Origin of the sequence: Thioalkalivibrio sp. AKL17, assembly GCF_000377885.1 — a bacterium.
Lineage (GTDB): Bacteria > Pseudomonadota > Gammaproteobacteria > Ectothiorhodospirales > Ectothiorhodospiraceae > Thioalkalivibrio > Thioalkalivibrio halophilus.
The window spans coordinates 39,513-54,158 of record NZ_KB898764.1; the positions used below are offsets into that span (position 1 = coordinate 39,513).

The window sequence follows — 14,646 nt, forward strand, 5'->3', positions numbered from 1 at the left end:
AGGGGATCCCGATGCAATGGCTCGCTAACCTCAAGCTTCGCAGCAAGCTGGGGCTCGCCTTCGGCGTGGTCCTGCTCCTGATGGTGGCCATGGCGGTGACCAGCCTGACCGGGGACCGGTACACCACGGCGCAGTACGAGGCGGCGATGGAACGCATGGAGGACGTGCAGTTCCAGATCCAGATGGAGACCCAGCACGTCAAATGGGCGCTGGACCTGTCGCAGTCGCTGCTGACCGGCAATGAATTCACCGGCGAGCTGGACCATACCCAGTGCAATTTCGGGCGGTGGTATTACGATTTCCAGGAATCCGAAGCCTACGAAATGGCCAGCCCGGAATTTCGCCGGGCGTTCGACCGCCTGGAACAGCCGCATTACAACCTGCACGCCAGCGCACATGCCATTACGGGGGCCGTGCGGGACGGCAATGACGGCGAAGCGGAGGCGACCTACAGTCGGCAGACACTCGCGCATCTGGAAACCATGGAGCAGGGTCTGCAGCGCATGCAGGAATTGCTGACGGCCGAAAGCGAGGCCATGAGCGAAGCCGCGCGCGGCGCACAGTTCCGGGCGGCGGGGATTATGCTCGGTACCTCCGGCGTGGCGATCCTCGCCGGGGTGCTGATGGCGATACTGCTGGCCGGCTATCTGGTGCGCGCGATCGACGCCCTGCGTGCCCGGGCGGTGGAAATGGCGGACGGCGACCTGCGCGGAGAGCCGCTGCCGGTGCGTGGCTGCGACGAGATCGGCGTGGCGACCGACGCCTTCAACACCATGGAACAGGACATGCAGAGCCTGGTGCGCCAGGTGGTGGATTCCGGGGAGCAGGTCGCCTCGGCGACGGATCAGCTGGCGGCGGTGGCCGAGCAGACCCGCAATGGCGTGGCGCGCCAGAAGGATGAGACCGATCAGGTGGCCACCGCGATGAACGAGATGTCCGCGACCGTGGCCGAGGTGGCGAGCAACACCCAGTCCGCGGCGGACGCGGCCGGCGCCGGCGATCAGGCGGCCACCGAGGCCAACGCGACCACGCGCCAGACCGCCGAGGCGGTGGACCGGCTGTCTTCCGAGATCCACTCTTCGTCGGATGCGGTGCGCGAGGTGGCCGAGAAGAGCGAAGAGATCGGCCAGATCCTGAACATGATCCAGGAGATCACCGAGCAGACCAACCTGCTGGCCCTGAACGCGGCGATCGAGGCGGCGCGGGCCGGCGAGGCCGGCCGTGGCTTTGCGGTGGTGGCCGACGAGGTGCGGGTGCTGGCCGGGCGTACCCACGAGTCCACCGAGCGGATTGGTTCCATCATTACCGGCCTGCAGAAGGGCGTGAAGAACGCAGTGGGCGCGATGGAGACCAACGAGAACAGTGCCCGCAGCGTGGTCGAGGAAGTCCACGGTGTGCGCGATCGCCTGGAGCAGCTGAGCCAGTCCATCCGCACGATTGACGAGATGACCACCCAGATCGCCAGCGCGGCCGAGGAGCAGAGCACCGTCTCCGAGGAGATCAACCGCAACGTGCAGAACATCAGCACCGTGGCGGACGAGAGCTTCAGCGCCTCCAGCCAGGTGGCCACGGCCAGCGAGCAGCTTTCGCGACTGGCGTCCGAATTGCGCCAGCGCGTGGAGCGTTTTCGGGTGTAGGATAAGACGGGTCGAACGGTGGAAGGCCGGAGGCCCGCATGTCCACAGCAAGGAACGCCGTAGATCGGCTATGGCGAATGCCTGCGCCCACGCTGGTGGTCGCGGGCTTTTTTGTACTCGCCGGATGTGGTGGCGATACTTCGCGGGACGACCCGACGATGCTGCGGGTGGGGCTGTACGAGAACGAGCCCAAGATCTACACACGGGAAGACGGACGCCCGGCCGGGCTGTTCCCGGTCCTGCTGGAGGCCCTGGCCGAGCGGGAAGGGTGGCGCCTGGAGTACCGGGACTGCCAGTGGGCCGAATGCCTGGCGCAACTGGAGGGGGGCGAACTGGACCTGATGCCGGATGTGGCCCTGACCGGGGAGCGCGAGCATCGGTTTCGTTTCCACGAAATCCCGGTCGCGCAGTCATGGAGCCAGGTCTATGCCCCGCGCGAGGCGTCGGTGCGCTCGCTGGCGGACCTGACGGACCAGCGGATCGCGGTGCTGGAGGGTTCGGTGCACGAGGGCTGGCTGACCCGGGAGATGGAGCCGTCGGGGGATGGTGAGCCGCGCCTGGCAAGCCGCCAGTCTCTGGACCGGGTGCTGGAGGCGGTGGACGCGGGGGCTGCGGACGTCGCGGTGACCAACAATTTCCACGGCGGGCGTCACGCGGAGCGCTCCGGACTGTTCGAAACGCCGGTCTCCTCCGACCACACGGGGCTGTATTTCGCCGCCTCGCCCGCGCTGGACCCGGCCATCCTGGAGGCCGTGGATCGTCATCTGGCTTCGTGGAAGGGCACGCCCGATTCACCGTATCACCGGGCCATGGCCGAGACGCTGACCCCGGAAGTCCGGGGGGTGCTGCCCCGCTGGGCGGCGCCGGTCCTTGCGAGCGCGGGCGGGCTGGCGCTTCTGTTCGGCGTGCTGGCACTGGTCCTGCGCTGGCAGGTGCGGTGGCGCGCGCGGGAACTGAAACGGGCCAACCGCCGCTTTCGGCATCTGCTCGACAGCTCGCCGGTGGTGATCTACTCGCTGTCCTCCGCCGGGGACCCGCTGCACTGGGTCAGTGGCAACCTCCATCCGCTGTTCGGCTACTCCCCCGAGGAAGCGCTGCGACCCGGCTGGTGGCGTGAATGTCTGCATCCGGAAGACCGAACCCTGGCCCGGCGGGCGCGTGAACAGGCGCGGGAGCAGGGACATGCGGTGATCGAATACCGATTGTATGACGCCCGGGGCCGGGTGCGCCGCGTGCGGGACGAGATGCAGTGGAGTCCCGCGCCCACCCGTAGTGGAGTGGGCGAGATCATCGGCAGCTGGACCGACCTGACCCAGAGCTTTGAACAGCGTGAGCAGCTGCGCCTTCTGAGCCATTACGACAGCCGGACCGGGCTGCCCAATCGGACCCTGCTGCACGACCGGATCGGACATAGCATCGAGATGGCGATGGGGCAGGACGAGTCGCGACGGCTGATCGTCCTGCTGGATGTCGACCGCTTCAAGGGGCTGAACGAGACGCTGGGCACGGCGCTGGCGGACCAGGTCCTCCTCGGCGTCGCCCAGCGTCTGTCACAGTATGCCGGCCCGCAGGACACGGTGGCGCGCTCCGGCGCGGACGAGTTTGCCCTGCTGCTGGAACGGCCGCCAGCGGGGGAGGCCCGCGAGCAGTGGCTCGACGGACTCCTGGACGTGCTGCGCGAACCGTTCCGGCTGGCGGGACGGTCCCTGCGGGTTACCGTAAGCGCGGGCTATGCGGAATTCCCGGTGGACGGGGCCACCACCGAAGAACTGGTGACCGCGGCGGAACTGGCGCTGGACGAGGCGCGGCGCGGAGGAGGCAACCGCCGGGAAGCCTACGTCTCCGGTCTGGGGGAACGCACATCGCGGCGCACCCTGCTGGAAAGCGATCTTCGCGAGGCGCTGGTGCGCGAGGAGTTCGAGCTGTTTCTGCAGCCCCAATATGGCCTGGACCCGTTCGTCCTGACCGGGGTCGAGGCACTGGTACGCTGGAACCACCCGGAACGGGGCCGGGTGTCCCCGGGGGAATTCATCCCGCTGGCCGAGGAAACCGGGCTGGTCATGGCGATCGATCAGTGGGTGCTGGACCAGGCCTGCGCCCACCTGGCGGAGCGGGATGCGCAGGGGCTTCATGTCCCCCGCATGGCGGTGAACCTGTCGGTGATGGAGCTGGAAGACGGGCATCTGACCCGAATGGTGCAGTCGGTCCTGGACCGCTACGGCCTGCAACCGCATCGCCTGGAACTGGAAGTGACCGAGACCATGCTGATGCGTACTCCGGAGAACGCACTGGCCGAGCTGGGGCGGCTCAAGGAGCTGGGAGTCGAGCTGGCAATGGACGATTTCGGCACCGGCTATTCCAATCTGGCCCTGCTGCATCGCATGCCGCTGAACCGCCTCAAGCTGGACCAGTCGCTGGTGCAGGATATCGGGCGTTCCCGCTCCAACGAGGACATCATTCGTGCGATCCTCGCGCTTGCGCGGACCCTGGATCTTGAAGTGATTGGCGAGGGTATCGAGACCGAAGCGCAGCGTGATTTCCTGCTGCAGGTCGGGTGTCGCGAGGGGCAGGGGTATCTGTGGTCCCCTCCGGTGCCGGCCGAGCAGTGCCCCTGCCGTGATTGAGCCAGCCCGCGCTGGCTTGTAATGGGGCCGGGAAGGCCGTATGGTGGCGGATTACCGAACGCCTCGCCCGTCAGCGTCCGTTCACTTGATCGTTTCGATCCCCCCGATGTCGTCTTCCCCGATGGGTGCCCCTTGGCCGAGCGTTGAGCGGCGGGTTGCGCTGGAGCACTCATGTCTGACCAACCGACTTTTGCCGGCCTGAATCTGGCCGAGCCCCTGCTGCGCGCGCTTTCCGCCGCCGGCTACACCCATCCCACGCCGATCCAGGCCGGGGCCATCCCCGAAGTGCTGGCCGGTCGCGACCTGCTGGCCGCGGCCCAGACCGGAACCGGCAAGACCGCCGGCTTCACCCTGCCAATCCTGCAGAAGCTGGCGGAAAATCCGCCGGCGCGCGCCGGCAACGGCCGTCCGCGCGCCCTGGTGCTGACCCCGACGCGGGAGCTGGCTTCCCAGGTTCACGATTCGGTGAAGACTTACGGCCAGCATCTGGAGCAGCGCTCCATGACCATCTTCGGTGGGGTGGGCATGAATCCGCAGATCCGCGCGCTGCGCAGCCGCATGGACGTGGTGGTAGCCACGCCCGGGCGCCTGCTGGATCACGCGAACCAGAAGACGATCGACCTGTCCGGGGTGGAGATCCTGGTGCTGGACGAGGCGGATCGCATGCTCGACATGGGCTTCATCCGCGACATCCGCAAGCTGATCGCGATGCTGCCGAAGAAGCGGCAGAACCTGATGTTTTCGGCCACCTTCTCCAATGACATCCGCAAGCTGGCCGACGGCCTGCTGACCGACCCGGCCTGCGTGGAAGTGGCGGCACGCAACACCGCCTCGGAGAGCGTGGAGCAGAAGGTCCACCTGGTGGAAAGCCATCAGAAGCGGGATCTGCTGAGCCATCTGATCCGCAGCAACGACTGGGAGCAGGTGCTGGTGTTCACGCGGACCAAACACGGGGCCGATCGCCTTGCGGACAAGTTGACCAAGGACGGGGTGCAGTCCGCCGCGATCCACGGCAATAAGAGCCAGAACGCCCGCACCCGGGCACTGGAGCAGTTCAAGTCCGGCCGTGTGCCGGTTCTGGTCGCCACGGATATCGCCGCGCGCGGGCTGGACATCGACCAGCTGCCGCAGGTGGTCAACTTCGAGCTGCCCAACGTGCCCGAGGACTATGTGCATCGCATCGGCCGCACCGGCCGCGCGGGGTGTGAAGGCTCGGCGCTGTCGCTGGTTGGCGGCGACGAGCTGAAGCTGCTGGCCGGGATCGAAAAGCTGATCCAGCGTCCGATCGAGCGGATGGAGACCGACGGCTACGCGGCGCCGCAGCCGGTGGCGGATGACCGCCCCCGCCGTGGCCGTGGCAAGGGCAGTGGTGCTCCCCGTGGCAAGGGCAACGGAAATGGCGCCGGCAATCGTTCCGGACGCGGCGGAGGTGGCCCGCGGCAGGGGCAGGGCCGCGGCGCCGAAGGCCGGGGTCGCGGTCAGGCCGCCTCCGGGCGCCGCTGACACGGCTTCCCCGGTGTCGCGGCGCGGCACCGGGGAATGCGGGGCGAGCGTCTTCCGTCCGCTCCCGAAGAAATGTGAAGTAGTACACGAAACGCACCTCCCGGGGTGCGTTTTTTCGTGGGGCTCAAGGCGGCTGGAGATTGGCCGTCAAAGGGATCAGGAACCGGAGGATGACGATGAAGATACAGGGCCTGCGCCTCAAACTGATCCTGCTGGTGATCGCGGTCAGCACCATCCCGCTGTCCATCATGGGCGGGGTGACCTTCCACAGCATGAAGGGTCAGCTGAACGCCAGCCTGGAACAGACGCTGATCAACGTCGGCGAGCAGGTGCAGGCGGCAGTCGACCGGCGCGTGGTGGAACACGGTCAGGCTCTGCGCAGCGTGGCCCGGGCCGAGCTCGCCGATCCGCGGGATGCGGAAACGGCGCTGGAAGGGTTGCGTGCCGAGTACGAAGGGTTCCGCTGGGCCGGCCTGCTGGATGACGCCGCGGAAGTCGTGGCGGAGTCGGGGCGCATGGCCGAACGCGCCGGCGCGGGCCCGGGCGCCACCCGAGAAGGCAAGGTGCGCGCGGCGCAGGCCGGTGACCGCCTGCTGGATGTCGACGTCGGGGCGGACTCCGCCGACGGGCGCTTCATCACCTATCTGGAACCCCTGGATGACGGCCGGGTCCTGGCGGCACAGCTGCCGATGGACGCCGTCAAGTCGGTGTCTGACCGCGTGGCGATCGGAGAGACCGGTCGCGCCACACTGTTCAACGGCGACGGACGGCTGATCGGGCACCGGAACATGGACCGGTTCGGGTACGACATGAGCGAATACACCATCATGCAGGCCCCGCTGCGCCATCGCGAAGGGGACCCGGGCGGCGAATTCCTCAGCGGCGACGGTGACCGCAAATGGGGTCTGACCCGGATGCTCCCGGAAATGGCGCAGGAGTATGACGTCCACTGGGGCCTGATCGTCGACCAGACCCTGGGCGAGCTGTATGCCCCCGTGAACATGCTGTGGTGGCTGTTGTGGGGGCTCTGGGTGGTGGCCTTCCTGGTCGCCCTGGCCATTGGCTGGATCTACGCCGGGGTGCTGACCCGGCCGCTGGAGCGTCTGGCTACTGGCCTGGAAGCGGTGGGCAGCGGCTCGGCAGATCTGGGGTATCGCGTGGATATCGCCACGCGCGACGAGATCGGCCGCACCGGCAGTGCGTTCAACCAGGTGATGGAACGGCTGTCGGGACTGATAGGCCAGGTCGCGGACGCGGCCGACGGCATCGCCGCCTCGGCGCGTCAGCTGGAAGGACGCAGTGCGGAACTCAGCCGGGCGACCGGCGAGCAGCGCAGTGACGTGGAGCAGGTGGTGACGGCGATGAACGAGATGTCGGCCACCGTGCAGGAGGTTGCGAACAATACCCAGAGCACCGCGGAGCAGGCCGATCAGGCGACTCAGGCGGTGCATGGGGGGCGCGACGTGGTGTCCGCCACGCAGGAGACCATCAATGCCCTGGCCGGGGAGATTAACCGCTCGCGCGACGTGATCGACGAGCTCAAGGGCGACAGCGACAACATCGGTACGATCCTGCAGGTGATCGAGGAGATCGCCGACAAGACCAACCTGCTGGCGCTGAACGCGGCCATCGAGGCGGCACGTGCCGGGGAGGCCGGACGCGGCTTCGCGGTGGTGGCGGACGAGGTCCGGCACCTGGCGCAGCGCACCAACGACTCCACCGGGGAGATCCGCGGGATCATCGAGCGGCTGCAGGGCGCGGCCGGCCGTGCGGTGGAGGCCATGGATGCCAGTCAGCAGCAGGCCGAATCCAGCGTTGGCAAGGCGGAGGAGGCCCGCAGTTCACTGGACGCCATCGACCAGTCGGTCAGCACCATCGACGACATGACCCGGCAGGTGGCCAGCGCCACCGAGCAGCAGAGCCAGGTCGCCGAGGAGATCAACCGCAACGTGCACCATATCAACGATCTGGCGGCCCAGAGTGCCGACGGCGCGACCGATATGCAGCAGGCGGTGGAGGCCCTGGAGGGCCTCGCCCGACAGCTGCAGCAGGAGGTCGCCGGCTACCGCAAGTCCGGCGACTGAGGCGAACCCGGGCGCTTACTCGGCGCCCAGGGCCCGGGCGTTCTCCGGGCCCCAGCCCAGCCGCACGCGGCCGGCGTGTTCGATCACCGGACGGCGGATCAGGGTCGGCTTCTCCAGCATCAGGGCCAGTGCGCTGTCCTCGTCGAGGGCCTCGCGCTGTTCCTTCGGCAGCTGGCGCCAGGTTGCGCCGCGGCGGTTGATCAGGGCCTCCCAGCCCAGCTCCATCGCCCATTCCCGCAGGCGTTCGGCATCCAGCCCGTCCTTGCGGAAATCCACGAAGCGATATTCCACGCCGGCCGCTTCCAGCGCCCGGCGTGCCCGCCGCACGGTGTCGCAGTTGGCGATGCCGTGGAGGACGACCTCAGACATCGCGCAGCAGTTCGTTGATGCCGACCTTGGCCTTCGTCTGCTCGTCGACGCGCTTGACGATGACCGCGCAGTACAGCGAGTACTTCCCGTTCTCTGCCGGCAGGGTTCCGGGCACGACCACCGCGCCGGCGGGCACGCGGCCACGGATGATCTCGTCGTTCTCGCGGTCGTAGATGCGGGTCGACTGGCCGAGGTAGACGCCCATGGAGATCACTGCGCCTTCCTCGACGATCATGCCTTCGACTACCTCGGAGCGTGCGCCGATGAAGCAGTTGTCCTCGATGATGGTCGGGTTCGCCTGCAGTGGCTCCAGCACGCCGCCGATGCCGACGCCACCCGACAGGTGCACGTTCTTGCCGATCTGCGCGCAGGAGCCGACCGTGGCCCAGGTATCGACCATGGTGCCTTCGTCCACGTAGGCGCCGATGTTGACGTAGGAAGGCATCAGCACCACGTTGGGGCCGATGTAGCTGCCGTGGCGGGCGGTGGCCGGCGGCACCACGCGTACGCCGCCTTCACGGAAGTCGCGGCTGGAGGTGTCGGCGTACTTGGAGGCGACCTTGTCGTAGTAGTTGGTGAAGCCGCCCTTGATGAACTCGTTCTCCGAGATACGGAAGGACAGCAGCACGGCCTTCTTCAGCCATTCGTTGACCACCCACTCGCCGCCGTTCTTCTCGGCGACGCGGGCGCGGCCGCTGTCGAGCATGTCCAGCGCCTCGTTCACGGCGTCGCGCACGCTGGTCTCGACGTTGCGCGGGCTGATCTCGGTGCGGCGCTCGAAGGCGGTTTCGATGGTGTTCTGCAGGTCCGACATGGTGACGTTTCCTTGTGGTCGATCGTAGGACGGAAAAATGGTGGTGCGAAAAAGGGGCCGTGACGGGCTCAGCGATACAGCGCGACGATGCGCTCGGCGGCCTCGACACAGGCCTCGGGTTCGGCGACCAGCGCCATGCGCACATGGCCGGCGCCGGGGTTGTAGCCGCTGTCGGGGTGGCTGCGGCCGAGATAGCGCCCGGGCAGCACGGTGACCCCGGCCTCGGCATACAGCCGGCGGGCGAAGGCCTCGTCGTCGCCGTCCGGTACCCGCGGCCACAGGTAGAACCCGGCTTCCGGCGTGCTGACCTCCATCACCTCCTGGAGCTTCGGCACAACCCGGGCGAACTTCTCGGCGTAGAGGTCGCGATTGGCCTCGACGTGGGCCTCGTCCGCCCAGGCCGCGCGGCTGACCGCCTGGGTCGGGGTCGGCAGGGTGCAGCCGTGATAGGTGCGGTACAGCGCGAAGCGTTCGAGGATCCCGGCATCGCCCGCCACGAAGCCCGAGCGTAGCCCCGGCAGGTTGGAGCGCTTGGACAGGCTGTGGAACGCGATGCAGCGCCGGAAGGTGTCGTTGCCCATGCGCGCGGCGGCGCCCAGCAGCCCCGGCGGCGGATGGCCGCGCGGATGGTAGATCTCGGAATAGCACTCGTCGGCGGCGATCACGAAGTCGTGGCGCTCGGCCAGCTCGATCAGGGTCTGCAGCTGGTCCTCGGGGATCACCGTGCCTGCGGGATTGCCGGGGTTGCAGACATACACCAGCTGCACCGATTTCCACAGCGATTCCGGTACCTGCGAGAAGTCGGGAAGGCAGCCGCGCTCGGAATCCAGGTCGTAGAACGCCGGTTCGGCCCCGGCCAGCAGGGCCGCGCCCTCGTAGATCTGGTAGAACGGGTTGGGCATCAGCACGCGGGCCCCGGCATGCGGATCGACCACCGCCTGGGCGATGGCGAACAGCGCCTCGCGGGTGCCCGCCACCGGCAGGATCTGGCGCTCCGGGTCGATCCCGTCGGGCAGGGTGAAGCGCTGCTGCAGCCACAGGGCGATGGTCTCGCGCAGGGCCGGGGCGCCGCGCGTGGTCGGGTAGTGGTTGTAGCCGCTGACCGCCGCCTGCAGCGTGGGTTCGACGAAGTCCGGCAGCGGGTGCCGCGGTTCGCCGATGGACAGCGCGATCGGATCCACGCCCCCGGGCAGCTCCAGATCGGCGAACAGCGCCCGCAGGCGTTCGAACGGATAGGGCTGGAGCCGGTCGAGGTCAGGATTCATCGCTTGCTCGCAGTGGGCCGGAAAACCGGTCAGTATACGGAATGAGGCCGGCACGTCCCAGTATTCCCCGCACCGGCCGGGGCCGGGTCGGGCGGGATCAGTAGACGGGCATGTTCACGTCCACCTCGCGCGCCCAGGCGTCCACGCCGCCGCGCAGGTTGATGACGTGGCCGAAGCCGGCTCGTTCGAGAAATCCCGCCACCTGCTGGCTGCGCACGCCATGGTGGCAGATGACGACGATCTCGGCCTGCGGATCCAGTTCGTCCCGGTGCGACGGGATCTGGCCCATCGGCAGCAGGCGTGAGCCCTCGATATGGCAGTGCTCGAACTCCCAGGGTTCACGCACGTCCAGCAGCAGCGGCGGCGGGTCCGCCGTGGCGAGGTAGTCGTTCAGTTCCGGCGCGGTCATCTGGCGCATGCGGTCTCCGCTGTCGTGCCCGGCTTATCGGGGTGTCACGCGCAGGGTGTCCGCTCCCAGGGCCTGCATGCGACCGTCCACACGGATGGTCAGGGTGCTCTCGCCGGCTTCCAGGGCAGGGGCGCTGGCAACTCCTTCGGAGCGTGCCATCATCGGCTGCGGTCCGTGACTGCGCTGGCGGGTCAGTTCCATCTCCAGCGGCCGCAGATGCGAGGCGCCGATGCTGCGCGCCATCGCGCGGGCCTGATCCGTCAGGTCCTCCACCGCGTCGTCGATCATCTCGCGGCGTGCTTCTCGTTCGCGCTCGGCGGACACGCCGAAACGGATGCCGCTGACGGTGAGCTCGTGTTCCTGCTGCAGCTCGCCGACGCGCTCGGTGAGGCTGTCGAAGTCGCCGCCGCGCAGTTCCAGACTCTGGCGGACCTGCCAGGCGGTGATCCGGCTGCGGTCATTGCGGTCCTGGATCGCGCGGGTGCTGTAGTCGAGGGTCCGGGTGTCGATGTGTTCGAATGCCTCGAGGTGCGCCAGGGCACCCTCCATTCGCTGGTTGACCTCGGCGGCGGCATCAGGCGCTTCGGGCGCGCGGGCCTCGGCCACGAGGGTAGCGATCATGCGGTCGTTCTCGACCTGACGCTCGGCGGTGCCGGAGAGCTTGAACACCGTGGCCCCGTCGCCGCCCGCGGCGGCCGGCGTGGCGGTGGCGGCCCCGGCCAGGATCAGGCCGCAGAGCAGGGTGGTGATACGGGTCGGGACAGAGGTCGGGGCAGGCATGGCGGTTCCTTCTCGGACATTGATCAGTGTTTCCCTAGCGGTCGCGCACCAGGCGCAGTCCGGCGAACACGTGGCGCTTCTCCGGGGTGAAGAAATTGCGCAGGCTGGGCCGGCACAGGATCGGATCGCTCCATTCGCAGCCGCCGCGCAGGACCCGGTGTTCCCCGTCGAACCACGGCACCGAGAACCCTTCATAAGGATAGGCCCGGAATCCCGGATAGGGAAAGAACGCGTTGTCGCACCATTCCCAGACCTGGCCGGTGGCCTGCAACGCACCTTCCCGCGCGGCGCGTTCCCATTCATGTTCGTGCGGCAGGCGGGCGCCGGCCCAGCGGGCGTGGGCGCGCGCGGCGAACCAGCACAGGCCCATCGCCGGCGCATCCGGGTCCAGCGGGGCCTCGCCATCCGGACGGGTCTGCCACCAGTGCCCATCCCCTGCCCGCCACCATCCCAGCGGGCCGCGGGTACCCGATTGCCGGAGCCACTCCAGGCCGGCGCGATCCCAGAACTCGGGGCGCCGGTAGCCGCCCTGTTCGATGAACGCCGCATGATCGGCGTTGCTGACCGGGCGGGCGGCGATCTCGAAGGGTCCGGTGGTGGTTTCGTGGACGCCGCGTTCGTTGTCGAAGGCGTCGACGCCGGCGTAGCCGACGGTGTGGCGGGCGGCGTCGAACGGGATCCAGTCCCGGTCCGGCACCGGGGTGCCCGTGTCCGCGCCCGGCCGCGGCGGGGCGGGCGCCTGTCCGGGTTGCGCGCCGTGCAGCCGGGCGAACCAGCGAACCTGTTCCAGGGTTTCCAGATGCATTGCATGGTGCTGGGCAAGGAAGCCCGCGAGATAGTCGCCGACCATCAGCGGATGGTCCTGGATCGCGGGGTCCGCCAGCCATTCGCGGTGCAGGGTCTGGCGCTCGTTGCCCCAGGCCCGCAGCCGGTCCCGCGGGGGCAGGCGGCCGCCCCGGCGCCATTTGGGACTCAGTTCGGGGAAGTACAGGTCGTGCCAGTCGCGCTGCGCCTCGGGCGGTTGCTGCGGCAGGCGCTCGCCCAGCCAGACTGCCTCGATGAAATGGCAGTGGGCGTAGTGCCAGTCGACCGGGCTCAGATCGCGATGGTACTGATTGCGGCCCGCGGCGGGCGGGGTGCCGTCGAGGGCGTCGTTCAGGCGCGCATGCTGGGTGGCCAGGCAGTCACGCAGATTGAGGGGCGGGTTCGCGGACATGTCGGCAAGAGCACGTTACAGGGCCAGAAGTTCCGGCGGGCTCTCGGGCTCCACGCACAGCAGATGATGCGGCGGCACCGCCCGCCAGGCCTCGCGGTCGGTCAGGGGTTCCGAGGCGATCACCACGCTGCCGTCGGGGAACGCCTCGTCGTCGGTGGTGTAGTAAAGGCTGGGCGAGTCGGCATTCACCGCGTGGCGACTGGCCACGATGCGCCGACCGTCGCCGATGATCACGTTGAGCAGGGCGTGTTCGTCCCCCAGCCATTCGGCCACCAGCGAGAAGGCCTCGCCCAGTGCGCCTTCCAGGGTGGTTTCCGGGTCGTCGGCCAGCAGCTGGCGGATCAGGGCGAACAGGTATTCGGAATCCGTGGTTCCCTGGATGCCCTCCTCGATCGCCGGTTCCAGGCGCTGCTGGATGCAGCGGCGGATGCGCGGGAGGAAGCCCCGGATCAGGCCGTTATGGCTGTACAGCAATCCGTCGCGCGCGAACGGCTGGGCATTGGCGGTGTCGCCGCCGAAGCCGGGCGTCGCGCTGCGGATGGCCGCAATCCACTGGGGCTGGTGCAGGTGCCCGGCGAGGGTCTGCAGGTTGGGGTCCTGCCAGATGGGATCGGCGCGGCGATAGTTCAGCGGTTCGCCGCGCTCGTCAAACCAGCCGAAGCCGAAGCCGTCGGCGTTCACCCGGGCGTAGACCAGTTCCTGCGGTCCGATGGCCTGCTCGGTCAGCGAATGCGGCGGATCCATCAGCAGGGCCCGCAGGGGCAGGGGAGGACCGAGATAGGCGAGGTGGCGGCACATGGGAGTCGGCGGTTCGGGGTGGTTCGGAGAAAGTCCCGGCGAAGCACTCCGGTGCTGGGAGCCGTCGCGGTTTTCATGCTAGCGTGCCGGAAAACCCAGGACGACGGAACCCCCGATGGCCGCATCTCCCGCCGAGCGCATTCCCGAGCGCTATTCCCGCCGCACCGTCGAGGTTCGCGACGCGCACGCCGAACTGCTCGCCGACTTCCGCGCCGGGATGCTGGAACCCCCGCGCAGCCTGCCACCCAAGTATTTCTACGATGCCCGCGGCTCGGCGCTGTTCGACGCCATCTGCGATACCCCGGAATACTATCCCACCCGTCTGGAGGCCTCGCTGCTGGAGCGCAACGCCGAGGCGATCATTACGGCTGCCGGGGCATCCACGCTGGTGGAGCTGGGCAGCGGCACCTCGCGCAAGACCGAATACCTGCTGGCGCCACTGGAACGCGCGGCCGGCGAGCAGGCACATTACGTCGCCAACGACGTGTGCCCGGAGATCCTCGACGAGGCCGGTGTGCGGCTGGTGGAACGATTTCCGCAGCTGAGCATCCGGGCGCTGGCGGGTGATTACATCGCCGCCCTGGAGGCCCTGACCGACGACCAGGCGGAGAGCGGTCACGGCGAGGCCCGTCTGTTCACCTTTCTCGGCAGCAGCCTCGGGAACTTCGAGGATGCCGAGGCGATCGCGCTGCTGCAGGCGATCCGCCGGACCATGGGACCGGATGACCACCTGCTGCTGGGTCTGGATCGGGTCAAGCCGGTGGACGTAATGGAGGCGGCCTATGACGATTCGGCGGGGGTCACCGCCGCCTTCAATCTGAACCTGCTGTCGGTGCTCAACCGCGAACTGGGGGCCGATTTCGACCAGCGCGGTTTCGTACATCGCGCCCCGTTCAATCACGGGGGCTCGCGCATCGAGATGCTTCTGGTGGCGCAGGCCCCGCAGCAGGTGCGGGTGGACGCGTTCGACACCACCCTGGAACTGACCGCGGGCGAAGTGATCCGCACCGAGATCTCGCGCAAGTTCGACGCGACGATGATCGACCGGCTGCTGGCGGGCAGCGGTCTGCTGCGGGATCGCGAGTGGCTGGCCGGCGATGGCTGGTATTCGCTGCTGATGCTGCGCCCGGACCCGGAGGCCTGATCC

At 68.4% G+C, this 14,646-nt stretch carries 12 protein-coding genes; 5 read left to right on the top strand and 7 right to left on the bottom strand.

All coding sequences use genetic code 11. The features are described from left to right. Positions 1-11: 11 nt before the first annotated feature. The 4 genes from D577_RS0100210 to D577_RS14515 all read left to right on the top strand — a co-directional run bounded on the left by D577_RS0100210 (position 12) and on the right by D577_RS14515 (position 7,848). Complete coding sequence (locus tag D577_RS0100210) at positions 12-1,637, top strand: methyl-accepting chemotaxis protein (protein WP_018945599.1); 1,626 nt, start codon at positions 12-14, stop codon at positions 1,635-1,637. 77 nt (positions 1,638-1,714) lie between these two features. After that, positions 1,715-4,261, top strand: a complete 2,547-nt coding sequence (locus D577_RS0100215) for an EAL domain-containing protein (protein WP_208854531.1) — start codon at positions 1,715-1,717, stop codon at positions 4,259-4,261. 171 nt (positions 4,262-4,432) lie between these two features. Further along, entirely contained in the window at positions 4,433-5,764 is a 1,332-nt protein-coding gene (locus D577_RS0100220) for a DEAD/DEAH box helicase (RefSeq protein WP_018945601.1), read from the top strand. Between the two features lie 170 nt (positions 5,765-5,934). After that, a complete protein-coding gene (locus D577_RS14515; RefSeq protein WP_018945602.1) occupies positions 5,935-7,848 on the top strand; it encodes a methyl-accepting chemotaxis protein in 1,914 nt (637 codons plus the stop codon). Positions 7,849-7,863: 15 nt separating this feature from the next. Here D577_RS14515 and D577_RS0100230 read toward each other — a convergent pair whose 3' ends face one another. The 7 genes from D577_RS0100230 to egtC form a co-directional block, all read right to left on the bottom strand. Further along, positions 7,864-8,217, bottom strand: coding sequence for an ArsC family reductase (locus D577_RS0100230; protein WP_018945603.1), 354 nt, complete (start codon positions 8,215-8,217; stop codon positions 7,864-7,866). Beyond that, the gene (dapD, locus tag D577_RS0100235) at positions 8,210-9,031 is read right to left on the bottom strand and encodes a 2,3,4,5-tetrahydropyridine-2,6-dicarboxylate N-succinyltransferase (protein ID WP_018945604.1); all 822 of its coding nucleotides are present in this window, start codon (positions 9,029-9,031) and stop codon (positions 8,210-8,212) included. Before dapD ends, D577_RS0100230 begins: the two co-directional genes overlap by 8 nt. 68 nt (positions 9,032-9,099) lie before the next feature. Continuing rightward, entirely contained in the window at positions 9,100-10,296 is a 1,197-nt protein-coding gene (gene dapC, locus D577_RS0100240) for a succinyldiaminopimelate transaminase (protein ID WP_018945605.1), read from the bottom strand. Positions 10,297-10,393: 97 nt separating this feature from the next. Then, positions 10,394-10,714 carry a rhodanese-like domain-containing protein gene (locus D577_RS0100245; protein WP_018945606.1) on the bottom strand — a complete coding sequence of 107 codons (321 nt, stop codon included), beginning with the start codon at positions 10,712-10,714 and terminating at the stop codon, positions 10,394-10,396. A 24-nt stretch (positions 10,715-10,738) separates the two neighbouring features. Then, positions 10,739-11,485: an SIMPL domain-containing protein gene (locus tag D577_RS0100250; RefSeq protein ID WP_018945607.1), complete on the bottom strand. Its 747-nt coding sequence runs from the start codon at positions 11,483-11,485 to the stop codon at positions 10,739-10,741. A 34-nt stretch (positions 11,486-11,519) separates the two neighbouring features. After that, a complete protein-coding gene (locus tag D577_RS0100255; RefSeq protein ID WP_018945608.1) occupies positions 11,520-12,701 on the bottom strand; it encodes an SUMF1/EgtB/PvdO family nonheme iron enzyme in 1,182 nt (393 codons plus the stop codon). Between the two features lie 15 nt (positions 12,702-12,716). Beyond that, a complete protein-coding gene (gene egtC, locus D577_RS0100260) occupies positions 12,717-13,499 on the bottom strand; it encodes an ergothioneine biosynthesis protein EgtC (RefSeq protein ID WP_018945609.1) in 783 nt (260 codons plus the stop codon). A 115-nt stretch (positions 13,500-13,614) separates the two neighbouring features. Between egtC and egtD the strand changes: the two genes are divergently transcribed. Continuing rightward, on the top strand, positions 13,615-14,643 hold the full coding sequence (gene egtD / locus D577_RS0100265; protein ID WP_018945610.1) for an L-histidine N(alpha)-methyltransferase: 1,029 nt from the start codon (positions 13,615-13,617) through the stop codon (positions 14,641-14,643). Positions 14,644-14,646: the final 3 nt, after the last annotated feature.